The sequence below is a fragment of the Pseudomonas sp. B6001 genome (genome assembly GCF_013386015.1).
Taxonomy (GTDB): domain Bacteria; phylum Pseudomonadota; class Gammaproteobacteria; order Pseudomonadales; family Pseudomonadaceae; genus Aquipseudomonas.
In genome coordinates this window covers 163,507-183,402 of record NZ_JACAOX010000002.1, presented here as the reverse complement: position 1 = coordinate 183,402, position 19,896 = coordinate 163,507, and the positions used below count along the sequence as shown (strand labels likewise).

Sequence of the window (19,896 nt, the reverse complement as noted above, 5' to 3'; positions counted from 1 at the left end):
TGGGAGCGGGCTTGCTCGCGAAGGCGGCGGCACATTCACCCCATTACCCAATGGTAATCGAGAACCCCATGCCTCAACCGCGTCCCTACAAAGTTGCACTCAACGGCTACGGCCGGATTGGTCGTTGCGTCTTGCGTGCTCTGTTCGAGCGAGGGCCGGCGGCCGGGTTTGAAATTGTCGCGATCAACGATCTGGCGGACATGGCCAGCATCGAATACCTGACACGCTTTGACTCCACCCACGGCCGGTTCCCCGGCGAAGTGCGGGTCGAGGACGATTGTCTGCATATTAATGGCAACTGCGTGAAGGTCCTGCGCAGTGCCACCCCTGAGGGCATCGACTGGGCGGCGCTGGACGTCGACCTGGTGCTGGAATGCTCCGGTGCCTATCACACCCGTGCCGACGGCCAGCGGTTTCTCGACGCCGGCGCACCACGGGTCCTGTTTTCCCAGCCGATGGCCAGCGAGGCGGATGTTGACGCCACCATCGTCTACGGCGTGAACCAGGATTGCCTGACCGGCACCGAACTGCTGGTGTCCAACGCCTCCTGCACCACCAACTGCGGCGTGCCGCTGTTGCGCCTGCTGGACCAGGCGATTGGCCTGGAATACGTGTCGATCACCACCATTCACTCGGCAATGAACGATCAGCCGGTGATTGACGCTTACCACCATGAAGACCTGCGCCGTACGCGTTCGGCGTTTCAGTCGGTGATTCCGGTGTCCACCGGCCTGGCGCGCGGTATCGAGCGACTGTTGCCGGAACTTGCCGGGCGAATCCAGGCCAAAGCCGTACGGGTACCGACGGTGAATGTGTCTTGCCTGGACATCACCATGCAAACCGTCAGCGACACCGATGCCGGCGAAGTCAACCGGATCCTGCGCGACGCCGCCACCAGCGGCCCGCTCAAAGGCCTGTTGGCCTACACCGAGTTGCCGCACGCCAGCTGTGATTTCAACCACGACCCGCATTCGGCCATCGTCGATGCCAGCCAGACCCGCGTTTCCGGCCCACGGCTGGTGAACATCCTGGCTTGGTTCGACAACGAATGGGGTTTTGCCAACCGAATGCTGGACGTTGCAGAACACTATCTGCAAACAGCCTCTCCACAACTTTAGCTCTCAGGAATTGCCCCCCATGACCGTGTTGAAGATGACCGACCTCGATCTGCAAGGTAAGCGCGTACTGATCCGCGAAGACCTCAACGTCCCAGTCAAGGACGGTGTTGTCACCAGCGATGCGCGAATCCTGGCCTCGCTGCCGACCATCAAGCTGGCCCTGGAAAAAGGTGCGGCCGTGATGGTCTGCTCCCACTTGGGTCGTCCGACCGAAGGTGAATTCTCGGCAGAAAACAGCCTCAAGCCTGTAGCTGAATATTTGAGCAAGGCCCTGGGCCGCGACGTGCCGCTGGTTGCCGACTACCTGAACGGTGTGGACGTGAAGGCTGGCGACATCGTGCTGTTCGAAAACGTGCGCTTCAACAAGGGCGAGAAAAAGAACAGCGACGAACTGGCCCAGCAATACGCTGCCCTGTGCGACGTGTTCGTGATGGACGCCTTCGGCACCGCGCACCGTGCCGAGGGTTCGACCCACGGCGTGGCCAAGTTTGCCAAAGTTGCCGCAGCTGGCCCGTTGCTGGCGGCTGAACTGGACGCACTGGGCAAGGCCCTCGGCGCTCCGGCCCAACCGATGGCCGCCATCGTTGCCGGCTCCAAGGTGTCCACCAAGCTCGACGTGCTGAACAGCCTGAGCCAGATCTGCAACCAGCTGATCGTCGGCGGCGGCATTGCCAACACCTTCCTGGCGGCTGCCGGTCACCCGGTGGGCAAATCGCTGTACGAGCCGGACCTGCTGGACACCGCCCGCGCCATCGCCGCCAAGGTCAGCGTGCCGCTGCCGGTAGACGTGGTGGTGGCCAAGGAATTCGCTGAAAGCGCCGAAGCCACCGTCAAGCTGATCGCTGACGTTGCCGCTGACGACATGATCCTGGACATCGGCCCGCAAACTGCAGCCAACTTCGCTGAACTGCTGAAGTCGTCCAAGACCATCCTGTGGAACGGCCCGGTCGGCGTGTTCGAGTTCGACCAGTTCGGCAACGGCACCAAAGTGCTGGCCCACGCCATCGCTGAAAGCTCGGCATTTTCCATCGCTGGCGGTGGCGACACCCTGGCGGCCATCGATAAATATGGCGTTGCTGACCAGATCTCCTACATTTCTACGGGGGGTGGTGCGTTCCTCGAATTCGTTGAAGGCAAGGTACTGCCGGCTGTCGAAGTGCTGGAAAGCCGGGCCAAGGGATAAGGCACTTGCTGAGGAAAAGGAGCATTCCGATGATCAGGTCGTTGGCACTGGTGATTGCAGCGGGCCTGCTGGCCGGCTGCGGCAGCACGCCGAAAGCGGCGCCCGAGTCTGAAAAGGCCGGGGCGGCTCGGCAAAAGAGTTGCTATCAGGCTGACTGGCAAGCCGAAACCATGCCGGTGATCAACAAGCGCATCGGGCCGGACGGGTTGGAGAAATACGACTCTGCGCCCAACGGTCAGGAACAGGGTTGCCCTTGACGGGTCTGATTCACTAACCGACAGCCGCGGTGGCCGCAGGTCGCCGCTTGAGGATTGGCAATGAAAGGCGTTTTCGCCCTGGCGGCACTGGCGTTATTGGCCGGATGCACCAACCTGAACATGTTCGACAAGAAGGCAGAGCCGGCAGACAAGTGGACCACCTGGACGTGTGACAGCCAGGCGCAAGTCAACTGGCGGTTTGCCGACCAGGCCCGCACCCAGGTGGATGTGCGCCTCGGCGGCTCGGACCAGGTGTATCGCCTCAAGCAGGATGTGGCGGCCTCGGGCGTGCTGTACAGCGACGGCCAGTTGGCGTTTCACACAAAAGGTGAGGAAGGCCTGGTTTACTGGGTTGCCACCGATGATTTGATCGGGCGTGGCTGTAAAGCGCAATAACACGCCGCGATCACCTGTAGGAGCCGGCTTGCCGGCGATAGCGTCAGCCGCCATCGCCGGCAAGCCGGCTCCTACAGACAGGTTTAACGATTAAGCAGGGCAGGCTTTGAAAGCCTGACCTTCAATAACTTGAATAGCAGCCGCCGCTACGGCAGGCTTGCACGATTAACGACCCTCGACCGGGAGAGAGACTCACAATGGCACTTATCAGCATGCGCCAGATGTTGGACCACGCAGCCGAATTCGGCTATGGCGTTCCAGCCTTCAACGTCAACAACCTTGAGCAGATGCGCGCCATCATGGAAGCCGCTGACAAGACTGACTCTCCAGTGATCGTCCAGGCTTCGGCCGGCGCGCGCAAATACGCCGGTGCCCCGTTCCTGCGTCACCTGATCCTCGCCGCGATCGAAGAATTCCCGCACATCCCGGTGTGCATGCACCAGGACCACGGCACCAGCCCTGACGTGTGCCAGCGCTCCATCCAGTTGGGCTTCAGCTCGGTAATGATGGACGGTTCCCTGGGCGAAGACGGCAAGACCCCGACCGACTACGAATACAACGTACGCGTCACCCAACAAACCGTGGCCATGGCTCACGCCTGTGGCGTTTCGGTTGAAGGCGAGCTGGGCTGCCTGGGTTCCCTGGAAACCGGCATGGCCGGTGAAGAAGACGGTATCGGCGCCGAAGGCGTACTGGATCACAGCCAAATGCTGACCGATCCGGAAGAAGCCGCCGACTTCGTGAAAAAGACCCAAGTTGACGCCCTGGCCATCGCCATCGGCACCAGCCACGGCGCCTACAAATTCACCAAGCCACCTACCGGCGACGTGTTGGCCATCGACCGCATCAAGGAAATCCACAAGCGCATCCCGAACACCCACCTGGTGATGCACGGTTCTTCCTCGGTACCGCAAGAGTGGCTGGCGATCATCAACCAGTACGGCGGCGACATCAAAGAAACCTACGGCGTGCCGGTTGAAGAAATCGTCGAAGGCATCAAGTACGGCGTGCGCAAGGTCAACATCGACACCGACCTGCGCCTGGCCTCCACCGGTGCGATGCGTCGCCTGATGGCCACCAACCCGAGCGAATTTGACCCACGTAAATTCTTCGGCGCTACCGTGACGGCCATGCGTGATGTATGTATCGCACGTTACGAAGCCTTCGGTACTGCGGGCAACGCTTCGAAGATCAAGCCGATCTCCCTGGAAGCGATGTACCAGCGTTACCTGAAAGGTGAGTTGAACGCCAAGGTCAACTAAGCCTTACGCGTTAATGAAAAGCCCGCAGCGATGCGGGCTTTTTTGTGGCTGAAATTTGATCAGGCGGCTGCGGGGGTGTCGAAGCCGCGGTATTCGATGACGCGGAATACGTCGCTTACGTCCTGCACCAGGATGCGGGCGGTGTTGGCTACGTGGTTCAGGTCACGCTCCGCAAAATCGGGCAGGCTGGAGCAGGCCATCAGGTTGAGGTGTTCGAGGGCGGCGTTGAGGCGTTCACGCAGGCAGGCGTGCAGGTCCTGCAGCGGAGCTTCGCTGTCGATCAGGAGTACCGGGTATTCGGTGGCTGTTTCGGTGCAAGGGGTGAAACGGCGGGGCGGGAGTTCTGGCGTCATGGCAAATATTCCTCGTATCTAAAAAGGACTACCGCCATTCGCTGCGAAACGAATGGGTGGTAGCTGTGTGCGGGTTCGCAGACCGAGGATACGAGGAACCCGGCAGACCCGAAGGTCTCCCACACACAGCCACCATAAAATAAACGACGGACGTAGAAGCGCTAGTCGTTGCATTCATGATGCTTGGTTACACACGTATCGTTAGGGCTGCGAAACCCTGTCGCCGTTCAATGCCGGCGACGGGGCGAACTATAAGCGGCGCTCCGATTCACCGCAACGGCCCTGTAGGACACAGGACCCATGTGGGAGCCGGGCTTGCCCGCGATGGCGGTGTGCCAGTCGAAGAATAAGTTGGCTGATACACCGCCATCGCGGGCAAGTCGAATCGTCGCACCGCCAGCTCCCACAGGGATAAGTGTTGTTTAAGTGATTGTGTTAATCACCGAATGATCCTTGGGTCCATAGGACAGTGCCTACGAGATGTGAGGAGACTTAGTTCTCCACCAGCACCTTCGGATTCGAGTTACCCCACACCGTATACAGATCCGCCAGCAACGCACCGTTGATGTCTTCAACCTCCGCCTGGCTGGTCTCCACCGCGCCCTGCTTGCCGAACAACACCACCTCATCGCCGCTCTTCACGGTCGGCACGTCGGTGACATCGACCATCAGGGTGTTCATCGACACCTTGCCCACCACCGGCACCCGGTACCCGTTGATCAGCACGATGCCTTTGTTGGTAAACGCCCGGCGATAGCCGTCGGAATAACCCACGGTGATGTTCGCCAGTTTCGAATCCCGCGCCAGGGTGTAGGTGCGGTCGTAGCCTACGGTGTTGCCTTTCGGGTAGCTGTTGACCGACGCCACGTGGGATTTGAACTGCATCACCCGCTTGTATTCGGTGAACGACGGTACGGTATCGCCAAACAGCAGGCCGCCCGGACGAACCATGTCCAGCCGCGACTCGGGCACTTCCAGGGTGGCGAAGGAGTTGGCGGCGTGCAGGGTGATTTTGCTGCGGTCGAGCTGGGCGACGTTGATCAGCCAGTTGGCTTGTTCGTTGAACGCCTTGAGGCCGGTGCGCACGTCGGCGGCGTCTTCGACGGCGAAGTGGGTCATGATCGCCGTCACCTGCAGGTTTGGCACCTTGGTAATCGCTACGGCGTCGCGGCGGCCCTGGGCGGTGGTCATTTCCACACCGTTGCGGCTCATGCCGCTGGAGTTCAGGCCCAGGTGCACGACCAGTGGGCGGCCGTGGTTTTCGGCGATCAGGCTGGCGCGCACGGCGAAGTCCAGATTGCCCACCAGCTCTTCGACGTTATACGGCAACGCAGCTTCCAGCTCGCTCAGGGCGGCGGTGCGTACGCGGATCAGTTGGCCCTTGAAGCCGCTTTCACGGACCACGCGGGCTTCTTCGTTGCTGGCGATGCCGACGCAGGGCACGCCCAGTTTGATCACCGAGGGCATCAGTAAACCGATGCCGTGACCGTAGGCATCCGCCTTGAGCACGGCGCAGATTTTCGACTTGTCAGCGAGGCTGGCTTGCAGGATGCGGATATTGTTTTCGAAGGCGACCTTGTTGATTTCGACCCAGGCGTTGCTGTCCTGGATATTGACCTGGGCCACCCCGTCGGCCATCGAGAGGGGCGGGGCGGCAAAGGCCGGGTTTTGCAGCAGTGCCATGCCCATAGAGAGGGCGAGCAGGGTGCGGGAAAAGGGCATTGGGCAGTCTCCATGACTTTCTTGTAGGGGGTAGTGCGCGTGCGCGGCGCCATACTCGGATTGTCCTACAAGAAAGTCGAGACCCTGGGTCGCGGTTCTGTCCTAAAGCGTCGTGGGACCGGTCGCTGAAGCGAATCAGCTTCAGTCGTGATCAATGTCCAGCTTGGCAAACGTCACGCGGGCGCCTTCCTTGCTGTTGCCGCTGTTGTCCTGCACGTAGGCGCCGGCCTTGAAGTACAGCGGCTGTTTGCCCCACGCAGCACCGATGCGTTCGTTCCACTGCCCGTTGGCGGCGTCGACGCTCAGCAGGCCGGCCTTGTTCAGGTGGATGACGTAGGTGAAGTCGCGGTCCAGCGGTACGTTCTCGGCGACGATGATCACCCGGCCTTCCGACTCGTCAGGGCGCATGCGCACCTTGGCGACGATGTTGCCGGTCTGGGTTTTTTCCTTGTATTGGTACTCGACCTTGATCAGTGGCTTCTGGCTTTCGTAGGCGTGGATTTGACCGATCACCACCTTGCCGGAGGACGGCACCTTGTTGACCGCCAACGTGGCGCGCAGGTAGTTGTCGGCTTCGCTGTACAGCCAGTTGCGCAGGCGGCCGTCGGCGTAGGTTTCCCGCAGTTCGCTGCGAGGGTAAACGGCGTTCTCGGTACGCGTGCCGGTCACCGGGGTCCAGAATTGCACGCTGCTGCCTTCGGCCTGGAAGTATTGGTCCTTGAACCCGCTGAGCAGTTTCGGCGTGTCGATGGTCGAGGGCGGGGAGCCGACGGGGATGCTCAGGTTCCAGGTGGACAGATCAATCATTGAATACGCCTTTAACGGGGAAAGAAGGCCTTGGCACGGGAGCCGGCACTTTCTTTATAGGTGGCTCGAAATGGATTGTTAATGGCTTTGTGGCGGATTGTTGGCGCCAATGAAATGTCAAAAAGCCATGTTTCCCGTAAACCGCGGGCTGTAGACACTGACCGTTAGTCGGTTGTCTGGGCTTTGGCGCAATGATGGCACCGTCGTGGCTTCTGCTTTATGGGATCCAGGGCTAGAGTGAGCCCTTATTGTTTATCCGGTTTTGTCGCAAAAATGACCGGAATGACTCCGACGAAAGAGAAGCAGCAATGGAATGCGCTCCAATCAAGCCTCGCGATGGTTGTTCAGTGCTTTTGGTGGTCGATGACTATCCCGAAAACCTGATCAGCATGCGTGCGCTATTGCAGCGTGAAGATTGGCATGTGGTGACGGCGGCCTCCGGGGTTGAAGCCTTGGGATTGCTGCTCGAACACGACGTCGACCTGGTGTTGCTGGATGTGATGATGCCCGGCATGGACGGGTTCGAGGTGGCCCGGCTGATGCGCGGCAGCCAGCGCACGCAACTGACCCCGATCATCTTTCTCAGCGCTCACGCCCAATCGCCAGCGGCGATGCTGGAAGGCTATGCCAGCGGCGCGATCGACTACCTGCTGAAACCCTTCGACCCGAATATCCTCAAGCCCAAGGTCCAGGCCCTGCTGGAGCACCAGCGCAACCGCCGTGCCTTGCAGCGCCTGAGTCACGATCTGGAATCGGCCCGGGCCTTCAATGCCTCGGTGCTCGACAATGCCGCCGAAGGCATCCTGGTGGTGGGCGAAGACGGCGTGATCAGCTACGCCAACCCGGCGATTTCGCGGCTGATCAATGCGCCGGTCGCTGAGATCCAGGGTGCCGAGTTCCTGGGCTTCCTACAGAAGCCCCATGTGCCTGGGTGGTCCGATTCTGCCTTGTATGAAGGCTACAAACGTGGTGAAACCTGGCGCCTGCACGACGCCATCTTGCGCACCGCGCCCGGCCAGCAGTTGCCCGTGGCGATGTCGTGCGCCCCGCTGCCGGCCGAGCAGAAAGCCATGGTGGTCACGGTGCTGGACATGTCCGAGGTGCGCCATCTGCATCAGCAACTGGAGTTCCAGGCCGTCACCGACCCGCTGACGGGCCTGCTCAATCGGCGTGGGTTTCACCAGTCGGTGGAGAATGTGCTGTTGCGCAGCGAGCGTAACGAGCAGTCGCTGGTGCTGCTGTACCTGGACCTGGACGGGTTCAAGCGGGTCAACGATTCCCTCGGCCACGACGCCGGAGACCGCGTGCTGCGCTGGGTCTCGGAACAGTTGAAGGCGTGCCTGCGCTCCTACGACATTCTCGGGCGCATGGGCGGGGATGAATTCACCGCGCTGCTGGAGCTGGAATTCCCGGAGCAGGCGGCCAAGATTGCGGAAAAACTGATCGAACGGGTGTCGATCTGTCAGCAGGTCGACGGTCTGGATGTGATGCTGGGCGTCAGTATCGGCATCGCCACTTTCCCGGACTGCGGCTCGGACCTCAACGGCCTGCTGCGCGCGGCGGACGTCGCGATGTACGAGGCCAAGCGCGCCGGGCGTCAGCAATATCGCTACTACGACCAGGAAATGAACGGCCGGGCCCGCTCGCGCCTGATGCTCGAAGACAGCGTACGCAGCGCCATCGACAGCAAGGATTTCACCCTGGTGTACCAGCCGCAGGTATCGTTGCACGACGGCCATCTGCGGGGCGTCGAAGCGCTGCTGCGCTGGCAGCACCCGAGTGTCGGCGATGTGCCGCCGGGGCTGTTTCTGCCGTTGCTCGAAGAGGCGCGGCTGATCAGCCAGTTGAGCACCTGGATCTACCAGCAGGTGGCCGCCCAACGGCAGGCATGGGCAGGGGTGTTCAGCGATGAGTTGGTCCTGAGCGTGAGCTTGAGCAGCAGCCAGTTCAATATGCCGAACCTGGCCAGCCAGCTGCAGCAGGTGCTGGAGCGACATGGGTTGCAAGGCCGGCAGCTTGAGGTGGAGATCAGTGAAGAAAGCCTGATGCACAACCTGGATGAGTCCACCAAGCAGCTCAAGCTGTTGCGCCGGGCCGGCGTGCGGATTGCCCTGGATGATTTCGGCGCGGGCAACTGCTCCCTGGCCCACCTGCGGGACCTGGAATTCGACACCCTCAAGCTCGACCCGAAGCTGATCGCCCGCCTGCCGGGTTCATCCCGGGACGCGGCGATGGCGCGCAGCATTATCGAATTGTGCCGGCATTTTGATCTGCTGGTGATTGCCGAAGGCGTCGAGACCCAGGAGCAAGTTGAGTGGCTCAAGGCCAACGGCTGCCAGTTCATCCAGGGCCCGCAGGTGGCGCCGCCGTTGATCGCGGATGAAATTGCCGACTGGCGCCTGCGCGCAGCGGCCCGCTGAATTCGCTACACTGGCGCCCATTCAAATACCCGTTGTTGACCCCATGACCGCGCTGAAATACCTCCAGGCCTACCCCCCAGCATTGCAGGAGCAAGTGCGCCAGTTGATTGCCAAGGACCAACTCGGCGACTACCTGACCCAGCGCTACCCCGAACGGCATGGCGTGCAGAGCGACAAAGCGCTGTACAACTACGCCCAGGCCCTGAAGCAGGAACACCTGCGAAACGCCCCGGCCATCGACAAGGTGTTGTTCGATAACCGCCTGGACCTGACCCACCGCGCCCTCGGCCTGCACACCACCATCTCTCGGGTGCAGGGTGGCAACCTCAAGTCGAAGAAAGAAATCCGTATCGCCTCGCTGTTCAAGGAAGCCGCGCCGGAATTTCTGCGCATGATCGTGGTACACGAACTGGCGCACTTCAAGGAATCGGACCACAACAAGGCGTTCTACAAACTCTGTGAATACATGTTGCCGGGCTACCATCAGGTGGAATTCGACCTGCGGGTGTACCTGACCTGGCGGGACCTGCAGGGCAAGCCCTGACCTTCAAAGGCGATCGAGCATGGATGTGAGCAAGACCAAAAGCAGCTTCTACCGGCGCCTGTATGTGGCGTACCTGATTGATAGCCAGCTGGCCAGCAGCGTCCCGGCACTGACCGAGGTGACGGGCATGCCCCGGCGTACTGCACAGGACACGATTGCGGCGTTGGCGGACCTGGATATCGTGTGTGAGTTTGAACAGGAAGACGGCGCCCGCAACCATGCCGGGCGCTATCGGATTCGTGATTGGGGCGCGATTGATCGGCGCTGGATCGAGGCGAACCTGGCGAGCATTAAACAGGTGTTGGGTTACCCCTGAAAGCTTGGGGTGACCGGGCTGACGCCTTCGCGAGCAAGCCCGCTCCCACATTTGACCGCATTCCAAAGGTGGAACTCGGTCAAATGTGGGAGCGGGCTTGCTCGCGAAGAGGCCCTCATGCCCGGCGCATGCCTATATGTGGAATGTCATCCTCAAGGTATTCCTCACCCGCCGCCACAAACCCGTAACGCCCGTAATACCCCTGCAAATGCGCCTGGGCCGACAGATAGATCGGCACGTCGGGCCACTGTTTCTCTGCCTGCCTGAGGGCTTCGTCCATCATCTGGTGGCCCAGCCCGGTACCCCGCGCGCTCGGCGCAACGATCACCCGGCCGATCACCACATCACCACCCTGTGATTCAGGATCCAGCAGGCGCAGGTAGGCCCGCAGTTGACCATCATCCCAGGCCATCAGGTGATGGGTGTCACCGTCCAGGTCCTGGCCGTCGATGTCCTGGTACACGCATTTCTGCTCGACCACGAAGACCTCCGAGCGCAGGCGCAAAATGGCGTACAGCTGCTCCTTGCCCAGGTCACTGTGGTGTTTGCAGACCCATTCGACTGTCATGGTGTTCTCTCGGCTGATTGTCTGGTCAGGATAGTAAGCGCGCGGGAGGCGAGTGTCTAAATTGCGGTTTTTTTGTGAGTGAGATCAATTTGCCATCATTCTCTGCGTGCGACGCTGCCGTCTTTGTGTAATCTGCAGTACAGGCTCATTGATGAGCTACTGTTAAATCCTCGGGTTGCCCCAGAGGTCAGGCCATAGAATGCCCGCCAAGGACTTGAGCATGCCGCGATTTTCTCGTGCCGTTGCTTTGATCGGTTTGTTGTTGCTGGCCCAGGCGGCGGCGGCAGAACGCTTGCGACTGGTGGCGGATGCCTGGCCGCCGTTCACTGACGCCACCCTGGTCAATGGTGGTTTGGCCACCGACATCGTGACCACCGCCCTGGCCCGTGCCGGCTATGCCAGTGAGTTTGAACAGGTGCCCTGGGCGCGGGCGCTGATGGGCGTGGGCGATGGGCGTTACGACGTATTGGTGAACGCCTGGTACGACGATGCGCGTACTCAGTTGGGGCAGTTTTCCGGCGAATACCTGCTCAACCGGGTGCTGTTTCTCAAGCGCCGCGACGATCCCATCGACTACCAGAACCTGGAGCAGTTGCACGACTACCCCGTCGCGGTGGTGCGTGGCTATGCCTATTCAGCGGCGTTCGATGCCGATCCGCAATTGCAGAAAGTCCCGGTGCATAACTTCGCCATGGCCGTGCGCATGCTGGCGGCGCAGCGGGTGCGGCTGACGTTGGAGGACGAATTCGTCGCCCGCTACTACCTGGCTCGGGAGTCCGCCACCGTGCGCAACGCGGTGGAGTTTTTGCCGGTGCCGCTGAGCGAAAACAGCCTGCACATTCTGGTTAGCCTGAAAAATCCTCAGCATCAGCAGATTGTTGCCGGGTTTGATCGGGAGATTGCCAGGATGAAAGTGGATGGCAGTTATGCGCGGTTGATGAAGCAGCACGGGATGTAGTGAGGCTAATGGCCCCTTCGCGAGCAAGCCCGCTCCCACATTCGACCGCATTCCAAAGGTGGAACTCGGCTGAATGTGGGAGCGGGCTTGCTCGCGAAGAGGGTTCAGGCTTCGCTGGTATCTTTGATCAGGTGAGCCGCCAACGTGCGCAACGGCCCCAGTTGCCGGCAGATCAGCGCCAATTGCGTCTGCACCAGCCGCTGCCCTTCATCAATCTCATCCGGCATCTGCTCCAGGTCCACTGCCAAGGCTTCCTCGGCATCACTCTGAATCGCGATCGGCTGCTTGTTCGCCAGCCCCGTGGCGATCTCGTCGATGCTCGCCGCCAGCGTCTTCCCGGCGCCTTCGATCAAGTGCTCGCGCACTTCCGCCGGCAGTTGGGTTTCCCGGTGGGCGCCCAGCCCCGACAGGTAGCTGAGCAGCGTGTGGGACAGCACCAGGAACCTGAACCCCACGTCCGCTTCCTTACGGAAATGCCCCGGCTCCATCAGCATGTTCGCCAGAGTGGTGGACAGCGCGGCGTCGGCGTTGTGGGCATTGCGCCGGGCGAGGCGGTAAGCCAGGTCGTCGCTTTTGCCCGCGGCGTACTGCTGCATGATCTGGCGCAGGTAGATGCTGTTGCAGGTCAGGGTATTGGCCAGCACCTTGTTCAGGCGCCGGCCCTGCCAGTCCGGCAGGAACAGGAACACCGCCAGCCCGGCGATCAGGCTGCCGAGCAAGGTATCGAACAGCCGTGGCAGGAACAGCCCGTAGCCGTCGCCCACCTGGTTGAAGCAGAACAGCACCATCAGCGTGATCGCGGCAGTCGCCAGGGTGTAGCGCGTGGTGCGGTTGATAAAGAACACCAGGCCCGCGGCGATGGCGAACATCGACTGGATCAGCGGGTTGGGGAACAGGTCGAACAGCGCCCAGGCGATGGTCAGGCCGATGGCTGTGCCGATGATCCGCTGGCCCAGCTTGCGCCGGGTGGCGCCGTAGTTTGGCTGGCACACGAACAGCGTGGTGAGGATGATCCAATAGCCTTGGGACGGGTGAATCAAGTGCACCATCCAGTAGCCGATACTCAGCGCCAGGGGCAGGCGCAGGGCATGGCGGAACAGCAACGAAGTCGGCGTCAACTGCGTGCGCAGGCGCGTCCACATTTCCTTGAGGTTGCGCGGTGCACGGTCCAGCAGGCTGCTGTCGGTGGCATCGGCCAGGCTGTCGGGGTTAGCGGCGTCGCCCAGCAGGCGGTCCAGGGTCGACAGGTTGGCCGCCAGGGCGCGCAGGGAGCGCAGCAGGCCGCGCCAGGCCGGGTTGCTCTGGATGCGCAGGTGTTCCAGGGAGGCGTTGAGGTCGCCCAGGGCTTCGGCGAAGCTGTCGTCATAAACGAACGGCTGGCGCATCTGGATCGATTCGGCCAGGGTCTGGCAGGCCTTGCCTTGCTGGCGCAACAGGCGCTGGCAGCGGAACAGCACGTCGCTGTGGAAGAAGGCTTCGGCGAGGGCGTTGTAAGGGTAGTGCGACGAGCTGGCGCGCTCGTGGATGTCCTGGGCCAGGAAGTACAGCTTGAGGTAGCGGCTGACCTTGGAGCCCGGGCGACCATTGCCGACCCGGTGCAGGATGATCTCTTTGGCGGCGTTCAGTGCTGCCACCACCCGGCCGTTCTGCTGCGCCAGTTCCAGGCGCCGCGCTTCCACATCCAGCTGACGGATTGGTTCGAACAGCGACGACTTGAGCTTGAGGTAGCGTCCCAGCTCGCGAAACAGTCGCGCCAGGCTCTGCTGCACCGGCTGGTTGGAAAACAACACCTGCCACAACACCGACAGCGCGCCATACCACGCGGCGCCGGCCACCAGCAGCAAGGGTTCATGCCAGAAGTCAGTGACGGCGCCGCCGCGCTGGTCCACGCCGATCATGGTGTAGACCGAGAGAATCAACGTCGCCGACGCGATCGCCCCATAACGCTCGCCGAGGGCACCGAGCATGGTCAGGCCGAAGCTGGAGAGCGCCAGGAAGATCGCGAAGATCCAGGGATATGGGAAAAGCAGTTCGACGGACAGTGCCGCAGTGCTGAAGCACACCAGTGTCACGGCCAGGGCGTTGAGCCGGCCTTGCCAGTTGTCATCGGTCTCGGCCAGGGCGCTGGCGATAATCCCCAGAAACAGCGGGATCAGCAGCGCCATTTCATTCTGGTACCAGCACAGCGCCATGCTGCCGGTCAGGGCGATGAATACCCGTACGCTGTAACTGAACTTGTCCAGTGCCCAAAGGCGCCGCATGGACTGCTTGAAGGAGGTCGATGACATGAAGTCTGGGGTCTTCCGGGACGATGCCGCTAAATTGAGCCAGTAATGACGCCACGGCAAGCGTGGCGATCACATCTGAGAGCAAAATTTATTCCGGTCATTACTTCCAAGCACACCACGAACCAAATGTGGGAGCGGGCTTGCTCGCGAAGGCGGTGTATCAGTCACTGATGTATTAGCTGACACTCCGCCTTCGCGAGCAAGCCCGCCCCCACATTTTTTTACCGCGTTCCGTCAGGCAAATTGGGCAGCGGCATAACCGGAAGCCCACGCCCACTGGAAATTGAACCCGCCCAGGTGACCGGTCACATCCAACACTTCGCCGATGAAGTACAGGCCGGGGCTTTTCAGGGATTCCATGGTCTTGGACGAGACTTCCCGGGTGTCCACGCCACCCAGGGTGACCTCGGCGGTGCGATAGCCTTCAGTGCCCGCCGGCACCAGTTGCCAGCGCCCCAGTTTGCCGGCGATGTCGGCAATCTCGGCGTGGGTGTACTGCTTCATCGGCTTGGAAACGAACCAGGTTTCGGCCAGCAGGTTGGCCATCTTCTTGGTGAAGATCTCACCCAGCAGGGTTTTCAGCTCGCTGTTCGGGCGCTCCACCTGTTGCGCTTGCAGCCAGGTGTGGGCGTCGTGGTCGGGCAGCAGGTTGATTTCCACGGTGTCGCCGGGTTCCCAGTAGGAGGAAATCTGCAGGATCGCCGGCCCGCTCAGGCCGCGGTGGGTAAACAGGATGTTCTCGCGAAAGCTTTGGTCGTTGCAGCTCACCAGGCAATCCACGGATGTACCGGACAGCTCGCCGCACAATTCCTTGAGCTGGTCGGTGATGGTGAACGGCACCAGCCCGGCGCGGGTTGGCAGCAGTTCATGGCCGAATTGCTTGGCCACTTGATAACCAAAGCCGGTGGCCCCCAGGGTCGGGATCGACAGCCCGCCGGTGGCGATCACCAGTGATTCGCAGCGCAACTCACCCAGGGTGGTTTGCAACTGATAGCCGCCATCGACCTTGGCAATCTCCTGCACCGAGGTGTCCAGGTGCATGCTCACGCCGACCTGGATGCACTCATCCAGCAGCATCCCGAGGATGTCGCTGGACTTGTTGTCGCAGAACAGCTGGCCGAGTTTTTTCTCGTGGTACGGCACGCCGTGCTTGGCCACCAGCCCGATGAAATCCCACTGGGTGTAGCGGGCCAGGGCGGACTTGCAGAAGTGCGCGTTGTGGGAGAGGAAGTTGGCAGGCTCCGTGTACATATTGGTGAAGTTGCAGCGGCCACCGCCGGACATCAGGATCTTTTTGCCGGCCTTGTTCGCGTGGTCGATCAACATCACCTTGCGCCCACGCCCGGCGGCGGTCAGCGCACACATCAAGCCTGCGGCGCCGGCGCCAATGATCACAACTTCGGTCGAGCGCACAGCCATGTCCTCATACAAATTCTGAATTGGAATACAGTCAAATGTGGGAGCGGGCTTGCTCGCGAATGCGGAGTGTCAGTCACCGAATCTGTCGACTGATATACCGCATTCGCGAGCAAGCCCGCTCCCACATTTTGATCTCGGTATAGCTTGAGATCTTTACAGGATACGCACGCGCAACGAACGGCCTTTGATCTTGCCGTCATTCAAACGCTGCAATGCCTGCTTGGCGATCCCGCGTTCCACGGCCACGAACGCCTGGAAATCAAAGATCGCGATCTTGCCGACCTGGGCCCCCGGAATCCCGGCTTCACCGGTCAGTGCGCCAAGGATATCGCCCGGGCGAACCTTGTCTTTACGGCCTGCGGCAATGCACAGGGTGCTCATCACCGGCAGCAACGGGCCGCCGCTTTGCGGCTTGAGGTTGTCCAACTGGTCCCAGTTCAGCGGCGACTTCTGCAACTGCTCGATGGCCTGGGCGCGGTGGGCTTCAGACGGGGCAACCAGGCTGATAGCGATGCCAGTCTCACCCGCGCGACCGGTACGGCCCACGCGGTGGATGTGGATTTCCGAGTCGCGGGCCAGTTCGACGTTGATCACCATGTCCAGTGCATCAATGTCCAGGCCACGGGCGGCAACGTCAGTGGCGACCAGTACCGAAGTACTGCGGTTGGCGAACATCGCCAGTACCTGGTCACGGTCGCGCTGTTCCAGGTCGCCATGCAGGCCAACGGCGGAGATGCCCTTGGCGGTCAGGTGATCCACGGTTTCCTGCACTTGCTGCTTGGTAAAGCAGAAGGCTACGCAGGACGCCGGGCGGAAATGCGCCAGGACCTTGGTCACCGCGTCCATGCGCTCTTCCGGGGAGATCTCGTAGAAGCGTTGCTCGATCTGGTCGTCCGAGTGGAACGCTTCGGCCTTGACCTGTTGCGGCGCGCGCATGAATTTCGAGGCCAGCTGCTTGATGCTCACCGGGTAGGTGGCCGAGAACAGCAGGGTCTGGCGGCGGGCCGGGGTCTTGCTGATGATGTCTTCGATGGCGTCGTAGAAGCCCATGTCGAGCATGCGGTCGGCTTCATCGAGGATCAGCGTGTTCAAGCCGTCCAAAACCAGCGAACCCTTGCGCAGGTGCTGCTGGATGCGGCCCGGGGTGCCAACGATGACGTGGGCGCCGTGCTCCAGGGAAGCGATCTGCGGGCCGAGGGACACGCCGCCGCACAGGGTCAGCACCTTGATGTTGTCTTCGGCGCGGGCCAGGCGACGGATTTCCTTGGCCACCTGGTCAGCCAGCTCGCGGGTCGGGCACATGACCAGTGCCTGGCAACCGAAGTAGCGCGGGTTGATCGGGTTCAGCAGGCCGATGCCGAAGGCTGCGGTCTTGCCGCTGCCGGTCTTGGCCTGGGCAATCAGGTCCAGCCCTTTGAGGATCACCGGCAAGCTTTGCGCCTGGATCTGCGTCATCTCGACATAACCCAGCGAGTCGAGGTTAGCCAGCATGGCGGCGGACAGGGGCAAAGTATTAAAAGCGGTGGCGATGGTAGTCACGGGACTGGCTCTGCAAAACAAAATGTCGCGCAGTGTACCAGCCTCGTGGGATTTTCCCTGCAAGTTCTAGACGAGAAGCCTGTTAATGCTCAATGTCGTGCTCACGGCTGACCACGCGTTTGCCGTCTTTTGGCGACAATTGCAGGAAGATCGCCGCCGCCAGCATCGCCATGATGCCCACGGTGACGAAGGTCAACTGGAACGCCCCAAGCACCGTGTCGACCCCGTCGTTGCCCACTTCGGCGGTAAAACCACCCAGCAGCGCACCGGCGCAGGCCACCCCAAGGCTCAGGGACAACTGCGCCACCACCGACAGCAAACTGTTGCCGCTGCTGGCCTGGGCGTCGTCGAGGTCGATCAGGGTCACGGTGTTCATCGCGGTGAATTGCAGCGAGTTGATCGCCCCGAGGATCGCCAGCATGCCCAGCAGCAACGGGTAGGGCGTGTGTTCGCTGACCAGGCCCATGCTCGCCAGCATGATGCCCAGCGCCAGGGTGTTGCCGGTGAGCACCACGCGATAGCCCAGGCGCTCGATCAGCGGCCGGGCGATGGACTTGGCAAACATCGCCGCCGCCGCCAGGGGCAGCATGCTCATCCCGGCTTCGGACGGTGAGTAACCGAGCGCCACCTGCAGCAACAGCGGCACCAGGAACGGCAACGCGCCGCTGCCCAGGCGAGCGAACAGGTTGCCGAGGATGCCCACCGCAAAGGTCCGGGTCTTGAACAGCACCGGCGAGAACAGCGGGTTGTCGATATGCCCGGCGCGCAGCCAGTAAGCCGCCAGGCACGCGAGGCCGCCGAACAGCAGCAACATCACCCGCAGGTGCGGCAGGTGCAATTCGCCGAGGCCTTCCATGGCGATAGTGATCAGCACCATCGCCGCGCCGAACAGCAGGAAACCCACGCCGTCGAACCGCGTACGTTCGCTGCCGCGCAGGTCGGGGATGAATTTCCAGACGGCGTAGCAGCCGATGATGCCCACCGGCAGGTTGATCAGGAAGATCCAGTGCCAGGTCAGGTATTGCACCATCCAGCCGCCCATGGTCGGGCCGAGCAGTGGGCCGAGCAGCCCGGGAATGGTGATGAAACCCATGATCCGCACCAGCTCCGAGCGCGGGTAGGCGCGCAGCACCACCAGCCTGCCCACCGGCAACATCAACGCACCGCCCAGGCCCTGGATCACCCGGGCGCCCACCAGCATGGTCAGCGTGCTGGAGAGCGCGCAGAGCAACGAGCCAATGCTGAACAGCATGATCGCGCCGAAGAAGATCTTCTTGGTGCCGAAGCGGTCGGCCACCCAGCCCGAGGCGGGAATCAGCAGGGCCACGGTGAGCATGTAGGCAATCACTACGCCTTGCATGCGCAAGGGGTTCTCCGCCAGGTCTCGAGCCATGGCCGGCAAGGCGGTGTTGAGAATCGTCCCATCCAGCGACTGCATGAAGAAGGCAATCGCTACCACCCAGGGTAGCCAGCGGGCGGTCTTGGCATCGAGAGGGGCGCGATTCGGCATGAGTTACCTTTTTGTTAGCAGCCTATGTGTCGGCGATTATGCGCCATCGGCAGCTCCTTTTCCCACTGGCGCTTCGTCTATATCTGACAACGCCACGTGTTTGCCCACCAGGAAATCAATCAGCGCGCGGTGCACGGCCAGGGCCGCTTCGCGGGATTCCAGGTCAAGCAAATGGCCAGTGTGCTCGGCGGTGGCGAAGCTGCTGCGGCCTACGTATTTCTTGAACAGTTGGGCTTCGTCTGCCGGGGTGTACTCGTCCAGCACGCCGTTGAGGAAGTGCACCGGGGTTTCGATCCGGGTCAGTTGCGGCAGGTAGTTGCCGTCACCCAGCGCCAGCACCTGATGGATATGGAAGCGTGCCTGGCGATACTCGGTGGTGGCCATGGTCGACAGGTGCCGGTGATTGTTGCGCTTGAGCCGGGGCGACAGGTATTTGCCCACGGTTTCATTCAGCAGATGGCCGACGGCAGATTTGTCATCGGCCTCGATCAGCACGCGCACCCGCTCTACGTATTCGAGCATGGCCTGGTTGAGGTTGGGCGCCAGTGCCATCACCACCGAGCTTTCAATCGACGGCGGGTTGTGGGCGAGGGTCAGCAGCGTGGAAATCCCGCCCCATGAGGCAGACACCAGGTGGTTGACCTCAAAGCGTTCCACCAGAGCGCGCAGGATCTGCACTTCATCGTCCTTGGTCACAAGGTCGAGGTCGGTGTTGTGCGGGCGTGAATAGCCGGAGAACGGCAGGTCGAACATCAGCACATTGAAGTGCTCGGACAGGCACTTGCTGGTGCGTGCAAACGAGCGGGTGGTGGACAGCGCGCCGTTGACCAACAGCACGGTTTTCTTCTCTGGGTTGTTACCAAGCTGCTCTACGTGAACGTTGTAGTGCTTGAACAGCTTTTCAATGACAAAACTTCCATGGTTCATGTCAACGCTCCAGCTTGCCCTATCCCGGGCAAGGTCGTGCATCACTTGCGTGCAAGTGGGTTGAGGACGGCGGGGTGTTGTTTGAGTTTTTTTACCGCGCGGACGTGGCTAGGTGCCACCAACCTTTATAACGAGGTTTTTCGCGAGCGACAACTGGCCGGACGGCCAGGTGTCTGGAGTGGGGCTTTGAGGATGAACCGAATCAAAATGTGGAATGCGATCAACTGTGGGAGCGGGCTTGCTCGCGAATGCGGTGCCTCAGTCACAGATGTAGTGGCTGACACGCCGCATTCGCGAGCAAGCCCGCTC

Annotated in this window: 18 protein-coding genes; 9 read left to right on the top strand and 9 right to left on the bottom strand. The window is 61.4% G+C overall.

Annotated elements, in window-relative coordinates; translation table 11 throughout:
- Positions 1-68 precede the first annotated feature (68 nt).
- The 5 genes from epd (at position 69) to fba (ending at position 4,216) form a co-directional block, all read left to right on the top strand.
- A complete protein-coding gene (gene epd, locus HX821_RS03135; protein WP_102370079.1) occupies positions 69-1,118 on the top strand; it encodes an erythrose-4-phosphate dehydrogenase in 1,050 nt (349 codons plus the stop codon).
- Between the two features lie 19 nt (positions 1,119-1,137).
- Positions 1,138-2,301, top strand: a complete 1,164-nt coding sequence (locus tag HX821_RS03130; RefSeq protein ID WP_003216867.1) for a phosphoglycerate kinase — start codon at positions 1,138-1,140, stop codon at positions 2,299-2,301.
- A 29-nt stretch (positions 2,302-2,330) separates the two neighbouring features.
- Complete coding sequence (locus HX821_RS03125; RefSeq protein ID WP_008434073.1) at positions 2,331-2,558, top strand: hypothetical protein; 228 nt, start codon at positions 2,331-2,333, stop codon at positions 2,556-2,558.
- Positions 2,559-2,618: 60 nt separating this feature from the next.
- Entirely contained in the window at positions 2,619-2,954 is a 336-nt protein-coding gene (locus HX821_RS03120; protein ID WP_003216869.1) for an MliC family protein, read from the top strand.
- Positions 2,955-3,151: 197 nt separating this feature from the next.
- Positions 3,152-4,216: a class II fructose-bisphosphate aldolase gene (fba, locus tag HX821_RS03115; protein WP_003177554.1), complete on the top strand. Its 1,065-nt coding sequence runs from the start codon at positions 3,152-3,154 to the stop codon at positions 4,214-4,216.
- A gap of 59 nt (positions 4,217-4,275) precedes the next feature.
- Here fba and HX821_RS03110 read toward each other — a convergent pair whose 3' ends face one another.
- From HX821_RS03110 to HX821_RS03095, 3 genes are all read right to left on the bottom strand, one after another.
- Positions 4,276-4,569 carry a fructose-bisphosphate aldolase gene (locus tag HX821_RS03110; RefSeq protein WP_087693224.1) on the bottom strand — a complete coding sequence of 98 codons (294 nt, stop codon included), beginning with the start codon at positions 4,567-4,569 and terminating at the stop codon, positions 4,276-4,278.
- 492 nt (positions 4,570-5,061) lie between these two features.
- The gene (gene alr / locus HX821_RS03100) at positions 5,062-6,291 is read right to left on the bottom strand and encodes an alanine racemase (protein ID WP_177035280.1); all 1,230 of its coding nucleotides are present in this window, start codon (positions 6,289-6,291) and stop codon (positions 5,062-5,064) included.
- 141 nt (positions 6,292-6,432) lie between these two features.
- The gene (locus tag HX821_RS03095; RefSeq protein ID WP_177020225.1) at positions 6,433-7,098 is read right to left on the bottom strand and encodes a polysaccharide lyase family 7 protein; all 666 of its coding nucleotides are present in this window, start codon (positions 7,096-7,098) and stop codon (positions 6,433-6,435) included.
- A 308-nt stretch (positions 7,099-7,406) separates the two neighbouring features.
- Between HX821_RS03095 and HX821_RS03090 the strand changes: the two genes are divergently transcribed.
- From HX821_RS03090 to HX821_RS03080, 3 genes are read left to right on the top strand one after another with little or no spacing between them, the layout of a single operon-like run.
- Positions 7,407-9,518: a bifunctional diguanylate cyclase/phosphodiesterase gene (locus tag HX821_RS03090; RefSeq protein ID WP_087693222.1), complete on the top strand. Its 2,112-nt coding sequence runs from the start codon at positions 7,407-7,409 to the stop codon at positions 9,516-9,518.
- A gap of 43 nt (positions 9,519-9,561) precedes the next feature.
- A complete protein-coding gene (locus HX821_RS03085; RefSeq protein WP_087693221.1) occupies positions 9,562-10,062 on the top strand; it encodes a M48 family metallopeptidase in 501 nt (166 codons plus the stop codon).
- A gap of 19 nt (positions 10,063-10,081) precedes the next feature.
- Positions 10,082-10,378 carry a helix-turn-helix domain-containing protein gene (locus HX821_RS03080; protein WP_008434063.1) on the top strand — a complete coding sequence of 99 codons (297 nt, stop codon included), beginning with the start codon at positions 10,082-10,084 and terminating at the stop codon, positions 10,376-10,378.
- A 115-nt stretch (positions 10,379-10,493) separates the two neighbouring features.
- Here the strand turns inward: HX821_RS03080 and HX821_RS03075 are convergent, their stop codons facing one another.
- The gene (locus HX821_RS03075) at positions 10,494-10,946 is read right to left on the bottom strand and encodes a GNAT family N-acetyltransferase (RefSeq protein ID WP_008434061.1); all 453 of its coding nucleotides are present in this window, start codon (positions 10,944-10,946) and stop codon (positions 10,494-10,496) included.
- Between the two features lie 220 nt (positions 10,947-11,166).
- Here HX821_RS03075 and HX821_RS03070 point away from each other — a divergent pair, with 220 nt between their 5' ends.
- On the top strand, positions 11,167-11,904 hold the full coding sequence (locus HX821_RS03070; protein WP_177035279.1) for an ABC transporter substrate-binding protein: 738 nt from the start codon (positions 11,167-11,169) through the stop codon (positions 11,902-11,904).
- Positions 11,905-12,008: 104 nt separating this feature from the next.
- Here HX821_RS03070 and yccS read toward each other — a convergent pair whose 3' ends face one another.
- The 5 genes from yccS to HX821_RS03045 form a co-directional block, all read right to left on the bottom strand.
- Complete coding sequence (gene yccS / locus HX821_RS03065) at positions 12,009-14,192, bottom strand: YccS family putative transporter (protein ID WP_003216889.1); 2,184 nt, start codon at positions 14,190-14,192, stop codon at positions 12,009-12,011.
- 234 nt (positions 14,193-14,426) lie between these two features.
- Complete coding sequence (locus HX821_RS03060) at positions 14,427-15,605, bottom strand: NAD(P)/FAD-dependent oxidoreductase (RefSeq protein ID WP_177035278.1); 1,179 nt, start codon at positions 15,603-15,605, stop codon at positions 14,427-14,429.
- Positions 15,606-15,764: 159 nt separating this feature from the next.
- Complete coding sequence (dbpA, locus tag HX821_RS03055; protein ID WP_236260841.1) at positions 15,765-17,102, bottom strand: ATP-dependent RNA helicase DbpA; 1,338 nt, start codon at positions 17,100-17,102, stop codon at positions 15,765-15,767.
- A 130-nt stretch (positions 17,103-17,232) separates the two neighbouring features.
- Positions 17,233-18,660 (bottom strand): multidrug transporter subunit MdtD, encoded by a 1,428-nt coding sequence (gene mdtD, locus HX821_RS03050; protein WP_177035277.1) that lies wholly within the window; start codon positions 18,658-18,660, stop codon positions 17,233-17,235.
- Between the two features lie 36 nt (positions 18,661-18,696).
- Positions 18,697-19,587 (bottom strand): alpha/beta fold hydrolase, encoded by an 891-nt coding sequence (locus HX821_RS03045; RefSeq protein ID WP_177020220.1) that lies wholly within the window; start codon positions 19,585-19,587, stop codon positions 18,697-18,699.
- Positions 19,588-19,896: the final 309 nt, after the last annotated feature.